12 protein-coding genes and 1 pseudogene are annotated in these 14,776 nt (G+C 59.8%); 11 read left to right on the forward strand and 2 right to left on the reverse strand.

From position 1 onward, the window contains the following. Positions 1 to 192 precede the first annotated feature (192 nt). From HMPREF2736_RS01070 to adhP, 3 genes are all read left to right on the forward strand, one after another. Complete coding sequence (locus tag HMPREF2736_RS01070; RefSeq protein WP_141761568.1) at positions 193 to 1,197, forward strand: DUF3644 domain-containing protein; 1,005 nt, start codon at positions 193 to 195, stop codon at positions 1,195 to 1,197. 499 nt (positions 1,198 to 1,696) lie between these two features. Further along, a complete protein-coding gene (gene clpB, locus HMPREF2736_RS01075; protein WP_070450124.1) occupies positions 1,697 to 4,255 on the forward strand; it encodes an ATP-dependent chaperone ClpB in 2,559 nt (852 codons plus the stop codon). Between the two features lie 179 nt (positions 4,256 to 4,434). Beyond that, positions 4,435 to 5,466: an alcohol dehydrogenase AdhP gene (adhP, locus tag HMPREF2736_RS01080; protein WP_070828711.1), complete on the forward strand. Its 1,032-nt coding sequence runs from the start codon at positions 4,435 to 4,437 to the stop codon at positions 5,464 to 5,466. Positions 5,467 to 5,718: 252 nt separating this feature from the next. Here adhP and HMPREF2736_RS01085 read toward each other — a convergent pair whose 3' ends face one another. Then, positions 5,719 to 7,104 (reverse strand): hypothetical protein, encoded by a 1,386-nt coding sequence (locus HMPREF2736_RS01085; protein ID WP_141761569.1) that lies wholly within the window; start codon positions 7,102 to 7,104, stop codon positions 5,719 to 5,721. Between the two features lie 20 nt (positions 7,105 to 7,124). On the opposite strand from HMPREF2736_RS01085, the gene HMPREF2736_RS01090 reads away from it, so the two are divergent. From HMPREF2736_RS01090 to HMPREF2736_RS01125, 8 genes are all read left to right on the forward strand, one after another. Continuing rightward, positions 7,125 to 7,538 (forward strand): DUF4265 domain-containing protein, encoded by a 414-nt coding sequence (locus tag HMPREF2736_RS01090; RefSeq protein ID WP_070450118.1) that lies wholly within the window; start codon positions 7,125 to 7,127, stop codon positions 7,536 to 7,538. A gap of 60 nt (positions 7,539 to 7,598) precedes the next feature. Further along, positions 7,599 to 8,444 (forward strand): sulfurtransferase, encoded by an 846-nt coding sequence (locus HMPREF2736_RS01095; protein WP_070423264.1) that lies wholly within the window; start codon positions 7,599 to 7,601, stop codon positions 8,442 to 8,444. Positions 8,445 to 8,480: 36 nt separating this feature from the next. Beyond that, the gene (locus tag HMPREF2736_RS01100) at positions 8,481 to 9,323 is read left to right on the forward strand and encodes a type III secretion system chaperone family protein (protein ID WP_070828714.1); all 843 of its coding nucleotides are present in this window, start codon (positions 8,481 to 8,483) and stop codon (positions 9,321 to 9,323) included. Further along, on the forward strand, positions 9,323 to 9,850 hold the full coding sequence (gene pyrE / locus HMPREF2736_RS01105; RefSeq protein ID WP_246821242.1) for an orotate phosphoribosyltransferase: 528 nt from the start codon (positions 9,323 to 9,325) through the stop codon (positions 9,848 to 9,850). Before HMPREF2736_RS01100 ends, pyrE begins: the two co-directional genes overlap by 1 nt. Positions 9,851 to 9,881: 31 nt before the next feature. Beyond that, positions 9,882 to 10,499 (forward strand): TrmH family RNA methyltransferase, encoded by a 618-nt coding sequence (locus HMPREF2736_RS01110; protein ID WP_070423341.1) that lies wholly within the window; start codon positions 9,882 to 9,884, stop codon positions 10,497 to 10,499. 81 nt (positions 10,500 to 10,580) lie between these two features. Continuing rightward, the gene (locus HMPREF2736_RS01115) at positions 10,581 to 11,795 is read left to right on the forward strand and encodes a glycoside hydrolase family 76 protein (RefSeq protein WP_070423262.1); all 1,215 of its coding nucleotides are present in this window, start codon (positions 10,581 to 10,583) and stop codon (positions 11,793 to 11,795) included. A gap of 49 nt (positions 11,796 to 11,844) precedes the next feature. After that, positions 11,845 to 12,879 carry a class II fructose-bisphosphate aldolase gene (fbaA, locus tag HMPREF2736_RS01120; RefSeq protein ID WP_070450105.1) on the forward strand — a complete coding sequence of 345 codons (1,035 nt, stop codon included), beginning with the start codon at positions 11,845 to 11,847 and terminating at the stop codon, positions 12,877 to 12,879. Positions 12,880 to 12,960: 81 nt separating this feature from the next. Then, positions 12,961 to 14,133, forward strand: a complete 1,173-nt coding sequence (locus tag HMPREF2736_RS01125; RefSeq protein WP_070569065.1) for an FUSC family protein — start codon at positions 12,961 to 12,963, stop codon at positions 14,131 to 14,133. A gap of 185 nt (positions 14,134 to 14,318) precedes the next feature. On the opposite strand, the pseudogene HMPREF2736_RS12490 reads toward HMPREF2736_RS01125, so the two are convergent. Next, a pseudogene (locus HMPREF2736_RS12490) lies at positions 14,319 to 14,776 on the reverse strand (transposase); the annotation flags it as partial.

Raw genomic sequence — 14,776 nt, forward strand, 5'->3', positions numbered from 1 at the left:
TCCAAAATGTTCATGGACATAACACGTCTAGCTGCGTTTTTGTGCAACTAGACGATCTTTCTTTTATCGACCATCGTTTCCATCATCACCTGGGGAAACATTTTCGACGAAAGCTGATCGTCTAGCACGCACTGCCGCGCAACTAGACGACCAGCACTAAGGGCGTCGCGTTGATCGTTAGACTGAGTCGTTATGGAAATGGGGTATGAAGAGATCGTCCAGCGCCTTTTGGAGAAGAGTAAAGAAGCCTTCATTCTTGCGTTGGAGCTTTACAACCGTCCGACTCTGAAATATCACGCTGAGTCCTGCTCGATATTTCTTTGTAATGCTTGGGAGCTCATGCTCAAGGCGTACTTAGTCAAAGAACGAGGAGTCGAGGCTATCTACTACCCCGATGAGCCGGGGAAGACAATCGCGCTTGCGGATTGCCTGAAGAAAATTTTTACGAACGACAAAGATCCATTACGGGTGAACATGGCTGAGATCATCCGCTTCCGTAACATCAATACGCATTTCATTACTGACGAGTATGAGATCTTTATCGGTCCATTCCTGCAGAAGTCAGTGATGAACTATGCAGACAAACTGCTCGAGCTGCATGGGGAGTCTGTAAGTGAATTAATTCCGGAAAATCACCTCACGCTTGCTGTGCGTCGTGGTGCTATTGACCCCGACGTTATCCGGGCAAAATATGAACCACACGTCGCGGAGAAGCTCCTAAAAATGAGGCAGTTTGCAGCAGACGCGGCTGGTACAGGTGAAGGGGGAGCCGCTGCTGCGATTTATGAGACGAACCTCCGCATCGTTAAGAAGTCAAAGGATGCTGATCTCAATGTCTACATCGATAGCGATGCTGATGCGGGCATTGCCATTGTCAAGGATGTCCGCGATGCAGCTAGTTACTACCCGTACACCAAAAAATTAGCGGTTAACGAGGTGCTCAAGCGCCTCGCAAAGTCGAAGACAACCATCTATCACCGTGGAGAAAAACGCAGATTTAACAAGTATGACTTCGATCTTTTCATCAAAGTTTTTCAACTCCGGGACGACGAACGGTACGCCTACGACCGCAGTACGGCTGGAGAGAATGCGACAATGTGGACATATTCCCAGCAGGCCGTCGAGTTTGTAGTTGGTTATCTGCAGAAGGACCCAGAAGGGTGCCTCGACGCGCTTAAGAGAAAAGTAGGAAAATAAAAACGCCAACCCTCGGAGCAAAGGAATTCTCAGGCCGAAGCCCTACTCCCATTCGGGAACCCAGCTTTATCCTTCTCGGGTTGGCGCTGTAGGCATAATGCTAATTGCACATGTTGTCTTGCACAACACTTATTTGCCTATCGGGGAGCAGTGTTGGGCAAAAAGCATGAGGTAAAAACGTTGAAAAACGTGTCTTCAAAGCCCTTTGGTCTTTTAAAGGAGCTGGCCTCCCCCTGATCGTCTAGCTGCTCTTTTGCGCGACTAGACGATCTTTCTTTTATCGACCATCGTTTCCATCATCACCTGGGGAAACATTTTCGACGAAAGCTGATCGTCTAGCACGCACTGCCACGCAACTAGACGACCAGCGAAAACACCCCACCAACCCCACCTTGAGCCACTCCCGCGCAACTTTTTTCGTGTTGACAGGAACAGACTCAACTTCTCGTGCGTTACACATAGTGCGAAACAAAATTTAGGCACGAAAGGATGATGCGATATGGCATCGAAGTACACACAGAAGACGCAGGAGGCTTTGCAGCAAGCGCAGATGCGTGCGTCGGCTGCGGGGAACCCGGATATGCGCCCGGCTCATGTGCTTGAGGCGTTACTGAAGCAGGACGGCGGCATTGCTGCCCCGGTGCTCAAGGCCACGGGTGTGGATCCGGAGACGGTGGCGCGCGAGGCTGGCGAGCTGATTAGCGGTTACCCGAGCGCGGAGGGCCAGGGCATGGCCAACCCGGGGATTAATAGGGATCTGCAGACGGCGCTGAGTGTTGCGCAGGATCTTGCAGGTGAACTTGGCGACGAGTACGTTTCCGCCGATGTTCTCCTCGCCGCGATTGCGAAGGGTAAGGACGATGCGGCCGAGTTGCTGCAGAAGCGTGGCGCAACGTTTGAGGCGCTCAAGGAGGCGTTCCCGTCGGTTCGCGGCGGCAAGAAGGTCACCTCGGAGAATCCGGAGGATCAGTTCCAGGCGCTGCAGAAGTACTCGACGGACCTGACTGCTCGTGCGCGTGAGGGCAAGATTGACCCGGTGATCGGCCGCGATTCGGAGATTCGCCGTGTGGTTCAGGTGCTTTCCCGTCGTACGAAGAACAATCCGGTGCTGATCGGTGAGCCGGGCGTCGGTAAGACTGCGATCGTTGAGGGGCTTGCGCGCCGCATTGTGGCGGGCGACGTCCCGGAGAGCCTGAAGGGCAAGACCCTGATTTCGTTGGATCTTGGCTCGATGGTTGCGGGCGCGAAGTACCGCGGTGAGTTCGAGGAGCGTCTGAAGGCTGTGCTCGATGAGATTAAGGAGTCGAACGGCCAGATCATTACGTTTATCGACGAGCTGCACACCATTGTCGGCGCCGGCGCCACCGGTGATTCCGCGATGGATGCCGGCAACATGATTAAGCCGTTGCTGGCTCGCGGTGAGCTGCGTCTGGTCGGTGCGACGACGCTGGATGAGTACCGTCAGTACATCGAGAAGGATGCCGCCCTGGAGCGTCGCTTCCAGCAGGTTTACGTTGGGGAGCCGACGGTCGAGGACACGATCGGCATCCTGCGTGGCCTGAAGGAGCGCTACGAGGTGCACCACGGTGTGCGCATCCAGGACTCGGCGCTGGTGTCGGCGGCGGAGCTTTCCAACCGCTACATCACGAACCGGTTCCTGCCGGATAAGGCGATCGATCTTGTCGACGAAGCCGGCTCCCGCCTCCGTATGCAAATCGATTCTTCCCCGCAGGAGATTGATGAGCTGGAGCGTATTGTTCGTCGTCTAGAAATCGAGGAGATCGCGCTGCAGAAGGAGTCCGACGCGGCGTCGAAGCAGCGCCTCGAGCACTTGCGCGAGGAACTCGCTGACCAGCGTGAACGTCTCGGTGAGATGAAGGCTCGTTGGGAGAACGAGAAGGCTGAGGTGAACAAGGTCCAGTCTGCGAAGGAGGAGCTCGAGCGCCTGCGCAACGAGTCCGAGATTGCGGAGCGTGACGGCGACTACGCCAAGGTCTCCGAGCTGCGCTACGGGCGCATCCCTGAACTGGAAGCGGAGGTGGCCAAGGCGGAGTCCGAGGCCAGCAACAAGACGATGCTGGAGGAGGAAGTCACGCCGGACATCATCGCCGATGTCGTCTCTTCCTGGACGGGCATTCCAGCTGGCAAGATGATGCAGGGCGAGACCGAGAAGCTGCTCAACATGGAATCTGTGCTGGGTGAGCGTGTCGTCGGCCAGAAAGAAGCCGTCGTCGCGGTGTCGGACGCGGTGCGTCGCTCCCGTGCGGGCGTGGCGGATCCGAACCGTCCGATCGGCTCGTTCCTCTTCCTCGGCCCGACGGGTGTGGGTAAGACGGAGTTGGCCAAGTCGCTTTCGGAGTTCCTTTTCGACGACGAAACCGCAATGATCCGCATCGACATGTCCGAATACGGTGAGAAGCACTCGGTTGCGCGCCTGGTCGGTGCCCCTCCGGGATACGTCGGCTACGACGCTGGCGGCCAGCTCACTGAGGCTGTTCGTCGTCGCCCGTACTCGCTCGTGCTTTTCGACGAGGTAGAGAAGGCCCACCCTGACGTCTTCGATGTACTTCTCCAAGTGCTGGATGAGGGGCGCCTCACCGACGGTCAGGGTCGCACCGTCGACTTCCGCAACACGGTGGTGATTCTGACCTCCAACCTGGGCGCTGGTGGTGACCGCGACCAGATCATGGAGGCTGTGAAGCGCCACTTCAAGCCGGAGTTCATCAACCGTCTCGACGATGTTGTGGTGTTCGACCCGTTGAGCAAGGACCAGTTGGTCGGCATCGTCGACATTCAGCTGGAGGGCCTGGCCGAGCGTCTCGCCGCCCGTCGCCTGGTGCTGGAGGTGTCGGATTCGGCGAAGTCCTGGCTCGCAGATCGCGGCTACGACCCGGCCTACGGTGCTCGTCCGCTGCGTCGCCTGATCCAGCAGGCCATCGGTGACCGTCTGGCGAAGAAGTTGTTGGCCGGTGACATCCGCGACGGCGACACCGTCCACGTTGATGTTGCCGACGGCGGCGAGTTCCTCGACGTTACTGCTGGCGTCACCGCCGCCTAGTTCGGTGCTGTCGCTGTAAGCCCAGGTCGGGTGGAGAAAATCCGCCCGGCCTTTTCTTCTGTACGCTCCTTTTCCCGGACATTTGTCGCTTAATGAAAACGTGTTTCAATTCACTCGACGTACCCCGGTGTGATCCGTATCATTCATGGCGACCGTCCCCTTTAGGAAAGGAGCACCACATGTCCACCCCAACTTCTATGCGCGCAGCAGTTGCCGAACAGTTCGGCCCAACCGTCAATGTCAAGGAAATCGACCTTCCCAAGCCGGGCCCGTTCCAGGCACTGGTGAAGCTCTCCGCCAGCGGCATCTGCCACACCGACCTCCACGCAGTGGAAGGTGACTGGCCGGTGAAGCCGGCTCCGCCGTTCGTGCCTGGTCACGAGGGCGTCGGTGAGGTCATCGAGTTGGGTCCGGGTGAGCATTCGGTCAAGGTTGGCGACATGGTCGGCAACGCTTGGCTCTGGTCCGCATGTGGTGAGTGCGAGTTCTGTCGTACCGGCCGTGAGACGTACTGTAAGCAGGCAGAGTACGGCGGCTACACGGTGGATGGTTCCTTCGGTGAGTACATGCTCGTCGATACGCGATACGCCCCACGCATCCCGGAGGGCGCCGACCCGGTCGAGGTCGCACCGATCCTCTGCGCTGGCGTCACCGTGTACAAGGGATTGAAGGAAGCGCAGACGAAGCCAGGCCAGTTCATGGTCATCTCCGGCATCGGCGGCCTCGGCCACCTCGCAGTGCAGTACGGCGTGGCCATGGGCATGCGCGTGATCGCGGTGGACATTGCCGACGACAAGCTCGAACTTGCCAAGGAACTCGGCGCCGAGTTCACCGTTAACGCTGCTAACACCGACCCGGGTGAGGCCGTGCAGGAGTTCACCGACGGCGGCGCGCACGGCGTGCTGGTCACGGCGGTGCACCCGGCTGCATTCGGCCAGGCCATCGCGATGTGCCGCTCCAACGGCACGATCGTCTTCAACGGCCTGCCTCCGGGGGAGTTCCCGGCACCGATCTTCGACATCGTGCTGCGCGGCATCACCATCCGCGGCTCGCTGGTCGGCACCCGTCAGGACATGGCGGAGGCGCTCGACTTCTACGCCCGCGGCGAGGTGAAGCCGCATGTCACGGCGTGCGAGCTCGACGACGTGAACAAGGTGTTTGAGGACATGCGCAACGGCAAGATCGCTGGCCGTATGTCCATCAAGTACTAGGCGTTTGGCGTCTGTGGTTTAGCCTGCAGCCTGCAGCCCAAAGCCCGCAGTCAGTACGGTTTTTCCGGCTGGCTCCGGGCTTTGTCGTGTTCGGGTCCGCACCTTGACATGCCCGCTCTGTTCTAGACACATCGTCGAGTAAAGATTAGCTTCCTATTCTCGGTGTTCTTCGGCTTCACCGTCGTTGCAGGAGAAACGTGAGGGAGGCCGGTTAGGCAGTGAGCGAGGAACGAAGATTCCACGTTGTGTGAGTTAAATGAGATCTGAGGTTTGGTGCGCTCCTTTGAGGGAGTCGAGTCTCAGATACCGGTTGAGTTTCACAAAAGCAGAACCCTTACCGGATTGATCGTGGATGATCACTGCTGAGGTTCTAGCAGTATCTGGGTCTGTAGGTCCCGATAACAGGTAGATGATGTAGCTCCGGTCGGCGCGGTACCCCTTGCTTAGGCCGAACCCCATGACTGCTGCAATCCTTTGATCGCGCTGGTCCCCATTCTTTAGCCGCTTGACTTCGTTGTGAGACCAGTCTTGGGGGACGAATCGTTCTTGAATAAGGGGAAATACTTTTGCGATGTGTGCTTCAGGGGTATCAGGAAGAAAAGATGATGGTTGAGGGTTGTTCTTAGGATCGTCTTTCGGCAGGTAGAAACCTAGGTGTTTGACCTCTCGGCTCACTCGAACTGAGTCCTCAAGAATTATTGCCGATTGATGGTGATAAGTGTCGAACAGTGGGTATCGGAATGATTTATTCGCACTACGCTGAACTGTGGTGTTTCTCGTAGAAGCGAAGAGAACGGTGTCAGGTTCGTAAACGTTTCCAGGGCGGTCTTGCAAGACCTCATCAACCTTTGAGATTGATTCGATCCAAGTTGCCGCGTCTGGATCAATCCATTTTGCGAGTCTGAGGATCTTTCGGAGTTCAACGATGGGGTCGACGTGGAGCAGTGAGTCCTGGTGGGAGACTCTATTGCGCAGCTCTCGAAGGTCCTCGAGTGCACGCCCAACTACTTTCCTATCGCTCTTGCCTGGAAACACGGAGTTCAGGTGAGTGTTCCAAAGCTCAGCCACTTGAAAATCTTTTGAATGAATGAGCTGGACCCAGAAACCGAGATTTAACTGCGAGATTATGTCGTTTTCATCTGGTGCGGTTTGGTGAGTTTTGTTAGTCAACCGCGCTGCAACTTTGCCTACTGTGTTGTCGGTGTGAACGTTCCATGGGAAAGCAAGAGGGTGGATGGTCTCCAGCTTTTGCATCATGGAGTTCCTTAGGAGTACTTCCACGTGGTGAATTACTTCGGACAGTGCTGCTGACACGGCTGCGTTCCACTCGTACAGAGCCCAAGCGGATTCTTCTTTGTTAGCGGTTTGTTCAAGATACGGTTGCAGCCGTTTTTGGGAAACCCATTCGATTTTTCTTTTCATTCCAACCCCCGTTTGGATTCCGTATTTAGTGTTTTTCTGTACACTAGCCGACAGACCGTCTTGATAGACCTTGTCTTCGGCGGTGAGGGTCTTGTTGAAGCATTTGTTGCTTGCAAGGCCCTCGTTTCGTTTAGCACTGTGACTTCGTCGAAGGGGGCGACGGCGCACAGCCACCGAAAGCCCACAAACCACCAACCCTTCCAACAATCCGTCCACTCCGCGATACACTGCCCCTTATGCAGCCGACTACGACGATTCTCACCCGTGTTGTCATTCCTGGTGTGGAGAGTGAGCAGCTTCGGGCTCAGCAGATTGGGTCGAATTTGTTTGTGGTGGCGAGTGTGCCGTTCGTCGATACGACGCTCGCATTGGGGGACATTGTGGAGTGCGTGCTGGTTGGGGGCGCGTTCCATGTGGATCGTGTGGTGGTGCGTGGGGGCGCGTCGACGGTGCGTGTGTTGCCGGAGGATGAGAGTCCGCAGGAGATTGCGGCGACGCTGCTGGCGTTTGGGTGTCGCGTGGAGTTGGGCCCTGGTGGCATGTTGGCGGCGAGCATTGGTGCGGATTGTCCGCGCGAGGGAATCGCGGAGTGGCTTGGCGGTTTGGCGGAGCAGGGTGCGATTCAGCTTGCTCCGGGCTACATGGCTTAGCAGCGGCACCAACCGCCTTACACCGCGCCCCGACCCCGAAACCTCGTTACACTTGCGCGCATGAGCGTTTTCGTTTCTGCCGCGGATCTCAATGAACGTATTCAGGCTGGCCTGAAGCAGACCGTTATTGCTTCGCTCTGGGAGCCGGAGGCTGGTAAGGCGTGGTCGAAGTTTCAGTCTGAGCATGTGCCGACGGCGTTGTTTTGTGATCCGTCGTCGCAGTTGGCGGGGCTGCCGGGGCGCAAGGCGGGGCGTAACCCGTTGCCGGCGTTTGGTGTGGTGAAGAAGGCGGTTGCGAATTGGGGGATCGAGGAGGATCGCCCGGTGTACATCTACGACGGTGGCAACGGGCTGTTCGCGGCGCGCACGTGGTGGATTTTGCGTTGGGTGGGCGTGACTGATGTGCACATCGTGGATGGTGGGTTTGCGGCGTGGAAGCGCGAGAAGCTCCCCACGGTGGCGGGCCCGGGTGGCATTGTGGTGCCGCGCGAGCCGGAGCGCCTGGAGCCGGGGAGTATGCCGACGGCGTCGATGGAGGATGTCCGCGAGTTTGAGGGCATGATCCTGGACGCGAGGAGCGCGCGCCGTTTCGCAGGCCGCCGCGAGATCCTGGACCTGCGCGCGGGTCACATTCCGGGTGCGGTGAATCTGCCAGTGACAGATCTTTTCGACGACACCACGCACCTGATCAAGGACACCAACACCATCCGCGGCCGCCTGGCGGAGGTCGGCATTACCCAGAACACGGATCCGGAGAGCGTGATTACGTATTCGGGTTCGGGCAACCACTCGGCGAAGTTGTTGGCGGCGATGGAGCACGCTGGCCTGCCGGTGTTGACGCACTATGTGGGCGGTTGGTCGCAGTGGAGTGCGAATAAGGAGAACCGCGTGGTTACGCGTGTTTAGCGTGTCGTGTCGGCGGGCGCTGTAACATCGTCGCTGATGATTGCTGTGCTGTTAGTTCTCGCGTTTGTGGCGCTCGCCGCTGGTGTTGCGCTGTTTGTCGCTGATGCGCGTGAACGAAGCCCACGGCGTACGTGGGCGCGGCAGCACGGATTTACGTTTGCCAAGGTAGACGATCTGCTGGCGGCGGAGTGGCGCCGTGGTGCGGCGTCTGCGGGGGCGACGGCGCGCGAGGTCGTGTCGGGCTCCGCGTTCGGCCATGATCTGCACTTGGCGGATTTGGGGGAGACGACGGTGCTTGCAGTGCCCACGGGCTGCGAGGCGGACGTTGTGGTGGATATGCGCCGCGACGGGTTCGAGCCGACACAGCGCGACGATGACCTGGTGGAGGCCACCCGCGAGGGCGCGTTCACGGTCCATGCCACGAGTGTTGGTCCTGCGCGCAGGCTTATCGACGACCGCGTGCGCACCGCCTTATCCACCCTCCCGCCCGCAGTCAACGCGGTGTGGTTCGAGGGGGCGTGGGTGATTGCCCAGTTCGCGCCGGGGTCAACGGCGCAGGATTGGGATGCGTCGTTGGCCGCGGTGGCGCTGCTGGCGGATGCTGCGCGCACACTCCCGCCGGTCGAGGATGCTCCGTTGTGGGTGGGGGAGGAGAAGGTGCAGGGGGTCGTCGAAAAGCAAGCGGGCCCTGAGCGGCCGGAAGATCCGGTGGAGCTGCCCACGCGGGTCACGGGTGGGGAGCGCGGTGAGGTCGAGGAGCGCGATCTTGGTGGCGACGATGTTGCCGCGATTGCTGGCGACGAGCGCACCGGCACCGACCTGACACGGGTAAAGCGTGTGCAGGGACCGTCGTCGATTTTTGATTCTGAGGAGAAATGATGAAAGAACAACTTGCTGAACTGGTCAAAGAGCTTGCCGTGGTGCACGGGAAGGTAACGCTGTCGTCGGGCAAGGAGGCTGATTACTACGTGGATCTGCGTCGCGCGACGCTGCACCACGAGGCCAGCCCGCTGATCGGCAAACTGCTGCGTGAACTCACCGCTGACCTGGACTTCGACGCTGTTGGCGGCCTGACCCTGGGCGCGGACCCAGTGGCTACTGCCGTGATGCATGCGGAGGGGCGCCCGATCGACGCGTTTGTGGTGCGCAAGGAAGCGAAGAAGCACGGTATGCAGCGCCGCATCGAGGGCCCGTCCATCAAGGGCAAGCGCGTGCTGGTGGTGGAGGACACCACCACGACCGGCAACTCCCCGCTGACCGCCGTGGAGGCCTGCCGTGCGGAGGGCGCCGAGGTGGTTGCGGTGGCCACGGTGGTGGATCGTGCGACGGGTGCGGACAAGGTGATTGCGGACGCCGGCCTGGAGTACCGCTACCTGCTGGGCCTGGAGGATCTCGGGCTTGCCTGAGTTAGATAACGGGAAGGGCCCGACCGAGTGGATGGAGGGCCGCCACGGTGTGGGCCCCTGGGAGGGCGAGTGGCCGGATGATCCGCGCTACGACCCGGAGTACCTCGAACACGGCGACACCCGAAACGTTGTCGATGCCTACCGTTACTGGTCGCTGGACGCGGTCGTCGCAGATCTGGATACGCGCCGGCACCCGTTCCATGTCGCGATTGAGAACTTTGAAAACGACATGAACATCGGCACCGTCGTGCGCACCGCGAACGCGTTTCTGGCCAAGGAGGTCCACATCGTGGGCCGGAAGCGTTGGAACCGGCGCGGCGCGATGGTGACGGACCGCTACCAACATATTCGTCACCACGAAACGGTCGCGGATCTCATCGAGTGGGCGAACGGCGAGGGCATCGCTGTCGTGGCCATCGATAACACCCCCGGATGCGTACCCCTGGAAACAGCCGAGCTGCCCCGCGAGTGCGTGCTCCTCTTCGGGCAGGAAGGCCCCGGCGTGACCGAGGCCGCCCAGGAGGCGGCGGTGATGACCTGCTCAATCGCCCAATTCGGCTCGACGCGCTCGATTAACGCGGGCGTGGCGGCGGGGATCGCCATGCATGCCTGGATCCGCCAGCATGCAGACCTGTCTCACGCGTGGTAGCAAAACGGCGCGGTCTGGCAATATAACAGGCAAAATAACTGGCAACATACGTGGAAACGTCACTACTTAGAGGAGACATCAGTGCCTGAAACCTGGGCGCATCGTGCTGATTTGGCGGAATCGGCAATTACTGAACGTCACGCCCAGAAGCTCTGGATGTTGCCGAAGACCAACATGGCCGTCGTCGCCTGGCCGCCGGGGCTGAAAGACAAGCTGTTTTGGCACTGGCACTACTGGTGGCAGGCGCAGTACCTGGATTGCCAGGTGGATGCGGCGATGCGACGTCCGACGAAGACGCGTCGGCGCCGGATCCTCCAGACGATGCGCACGATCCAGGGGCGTAGCCGCGGCCGCTTGACCCGCAACATTTACTACGACGACAAGGCGTGGCTTGCGCTTGCCTGGGCGCGTGTGGGGCAGTTGCCGAAGAATAACGGCAAGGTGTCGTCGAAACGCTCGAAGGTGCTCGAGGATCTGGAGTTTGACCTGCTCTCGGGCATCGACCCGGTGGTGGGCGTGCTGCCGTGGCGTACGGGGGAGACGTTCTACAACATTCCGTCGAACGCGACCGCCGCGATGGTGTTCGCGCGCACGGGCCGGTTGGATAAGGCGCGCGAGATCGTCGACTGGATCTTTGACAACCTGGTGCGCGAGGACGGTCTGCTCAGCGACGGTGTTCGGATGCGTATGTCGGGGCCTGAGGTCGTCGATAAGATTTACACCTACAATCAGGGCACGGTGCTCGGCGCGAGCCTGGAGATCGCGCTCGCGCTGCGCGAGGATGTCGGCCTGGCCCACGACGAACCCATCGACTCGTTCGAAAACTCCGAGCGCGCCGATGCTTCCATGTTCTACATCACCCACATCCGCGCGATCGTGCAGGCCATCGCCCTGGAGATGGCCACTCCGCAGGGCGTGCTGCTGAGCCCGCCGGAGGAGTCCGGCGAGGGCGACGGCGGCCTGTTCAAGGGCATCCTCGCGCGCTACCTCGCCGACGTGGCCACGCGTCTGCCGGAGGATTCGAAGGAGAACATCGCCACGAAGAAGATCGCGGCGCGCCTGGTCATGCAGTCCGCCGAGTCGCTGTGGTCGCACCGCCTGGAGGTCGACGGCCTGCCGGTTTTCGCCGCGGAGTGGACCGAGGATGCGCGGCTGCCGCATAACTATGGGTTGGGGCCGGCGTCGATTAGCGAGGCCGTGGGGCTCGTGCGTATCGACGAACGCGACCTCTCCGTCCAACTCTCCGGCTGGATGCTGCTTGAAGCAGCGGCGAAGGTGTCTGCAGCAATGGCGTAAAACGGGCATACTGGTGTGCGTAAACGGTCCCAATCCCAGGAGGATTTTCATGCCTATCGCAACCCCCGAGGTCTATAACCAGATGCTGGATTCCGCCAAGAAGGGCGGCTACGCGTTTCCGGCGATTAACTGCACGTCTTCGGAGACGATCAACGCGGCCATTAAGGGGTTCGCGGAGGCGGAGTCGGACGGCATCATTCAGTTCTCCATCGGTGGTGCGGAGTTTGCGTCTGGTCAGGCTGTGAAGAACAAGGTGACGGGCGCGAAGGCGTTGGCTGCGTTTGCACATGAGGTGGCGAAGCATTACGACGTCAACATTGCACTGCACACCGACCACTGCCAGAAGGAAGTGCTCGACGACTATGTGCGTCCGCTCATCGCTTACTCCCAGGAGCGCGTGAACGCCGGCGAGCTGCCGTTGTTCCAGTCCCACATGTGGGATGGTTCCGCGGTTCCTATCGACGAGAACCTGGAGATCGCCCAGGAACTCCTTGCTAAGGCTCGCGCTGCGAACATCATTCTCGAGGTGGAGATTGGTGTTGTCGGTGGTGAAGAGGACGGCGTTGAGGCGAAGGCCGGCGCGAACCTGTACACCTCGGAGGAGGACTTCGCCAAGACCGTTGATGCCCTGGGTACCGGCGAGAATGGCCGCTACCTGCTGGCTGCCACCTTCGGCAATGTCCACGGCGTGTACAAGCCGGGCAACGTGAAGCTGCGCCCCGAGGTCCTGGATATGGGCCAGAAGGTTGCGGAGAAGAAGCTCGGCCTGGCTGAGGGCACGAATCCGTTCGACTTCGTCTTCCACGGCGGCTCCGGCTCCGAGAAGGAGAAGATCGAGGAGTCCCTACGTTACGGCGTGATCAAGATGAACGTGGACACGGATACTCAGTACGCGTTCACCCGCCCGGTTGTGTCGCACATGTTTGAGAACTACGACGGTGTGCTCAAGATTGATGGCGAGGTGGGCAACAAGAAGATGTACGACCCGCGTTCCTACCTGAAGAAGGCCGAGAACGCTATGGCTGCGCGCGTCATCGAGGCGTGCCAGGACCTCCACTCGGTGGGCAAGTCGGTTTCCAAGTAAGCCACTGCTTATCGACGACACCACCTCCCCGGGCCCCACAGCCCAGGGAGGTTTTCCCTTTCGGGCCTAAGCTGTTTAACCATGGCTAAGCAGAGGATGGGCACGCGCGCCCGACTGCAGTTGGTTGATAAGTCGCTGCAGTCGCGGGTGAAGCGTGTGCGGAAGCGGTTGTTGCCAATTTTGCAGATCGCCTTGGCCGCCGGGTTCGCGTACTACATTGCGCACGACGTGATGGGTCACGCCCGGCCGTTTTTCGCCCCGATTGCCACGGTGATCATCATTGGCATGACGGGCGGCGACCGTGTGTCGAAGTCGGTGGAGATGGCCATGGGCTGCGTGCTCGGCGTGCTGGTGGGCGACCTGATTTTCTACCGGCTCGGCGCCGGCGGCTGGCAGATCGCGGTGATTGTCGCCGGGTCGTTGTTGATCGCGTCGTTTTTGAGCAAGTCAGTTCTGGTGAATAATCAGGCCGCGATCGGTTCGATCCTGATCGCGACAATCATGCCGCCTGGTAGCGAGTTCACCGGCGTGGACCGCACTATCGACGCCATCATCGGCTGCCTGATCGCAATGGCAGTCATCGCCCTGGTGCCTCAGGCTCCGATGTCGGAGGCCCGCGCGGAAGTGTCCAAAGTGATGGGCATCGTCTCTTCGGTTCTCGACGACGTGGCCACCGGCCTCCGCGAACGCAACCCCAACATCATCGACGAGGCCCTCGAGCAGATCCGTGGCACCCAAACGGGTATCGATGACTTAGCCGCCGCGATCAAGTCCGGCGAAGAAGCCAGCCGTGTCTCTCCGTTTTTGTGGGGCACTCGCCGCTACATCAACTCCCTGGCGCGCGTGATCCCGCCGGTGGACAACGCGGTGCGTACCTCCCGTGTGCTCGCGCGCCGGGCTCACGTTCTTGTCGAGGACAGCGACACCATCACCGAACAACAAATCGAGCTCTTGGACACCTTGTCCCGCGTCTGCCTCGAACTTTCCGAGGTCTACGACGTGAACTCCCGCGTCGCCCAGGCCACCGTCATCCCGGAATGCGTCAACGAGTTGCGTGCTGCGGGCCAGGCCGCCGGCATGGATATCGTGCCCAAGGATGCCGTCCTGTCCGCCTACGCCATCCTCGCGCAGACCCGCTCCCTGATCGTGGACCTGCTGATGGTGTGCGGCATGTCCCGCGAGTCCGCCCTCGCCGCCCTGGTGCCTACTTCCACGACGCCGAAGTACGAGCCCGAAACCTTCGACTTCGACTAGTTTCACGCCGCCCTGTTGCCGGCGCCGGTGAGCCGCCCTTCCGCCGCGCCGCCCTGTTGCCCGCCCTGCTCCCTGATCGTCTAGCTCCCTCGCGGCACAACTAGACGTGTTATGTCCATGAACATTTTGGACATGGAGTCCAGTCACTTATTGGACAAGGAGTCCGGTCACTTTCTGGACACGTCCTAGCCGTAGTTTTTCCGGGTGGGTTTGGCTCGCTTTGGTCTGGGTTTGGATAGGTCATGACGTAGCTTCGGTGGACGACGGTGCGTCATACCTTCGACGTGGTTGATGTTGATCTGTCCACCGGTGGGGCGGTGTTTGAGCTTGATCGGCAACGGAAAACTAAACAGGAATTCTCCGTCGTGAGCGGTGTAGAACTCGGCGACATTATCGACGGTGACGTGACTAAAGATATCTCTGTCTGCAAAGCGAAGACCGACATAGAGCGAGTAGCCGCAAACGGCAACGACACCGTGACGGTTGATGCGAAGCTCCAGTGGCACATCGATGTATTCGTATTCGAGTTTCTCCAACTCGTCTATGCTGGTTATATCCGTGTGTGATGCACCTGGTGTGGTGATTACAGGAACGGTTTTGAACCTGGGCGAAGTGGCAGCTTCCCCAGGATCTTTTACATCCG

Source organism: Corynebacterium sp. HMSC036E10 (assembly GCF_001836265.1).
GTDB lineage: Bacteria > Actinomycetota > Actinomycetes > Mycobacteriales > Mycobacteriaceae > Corynebacterium > Corynebacterium coyleae.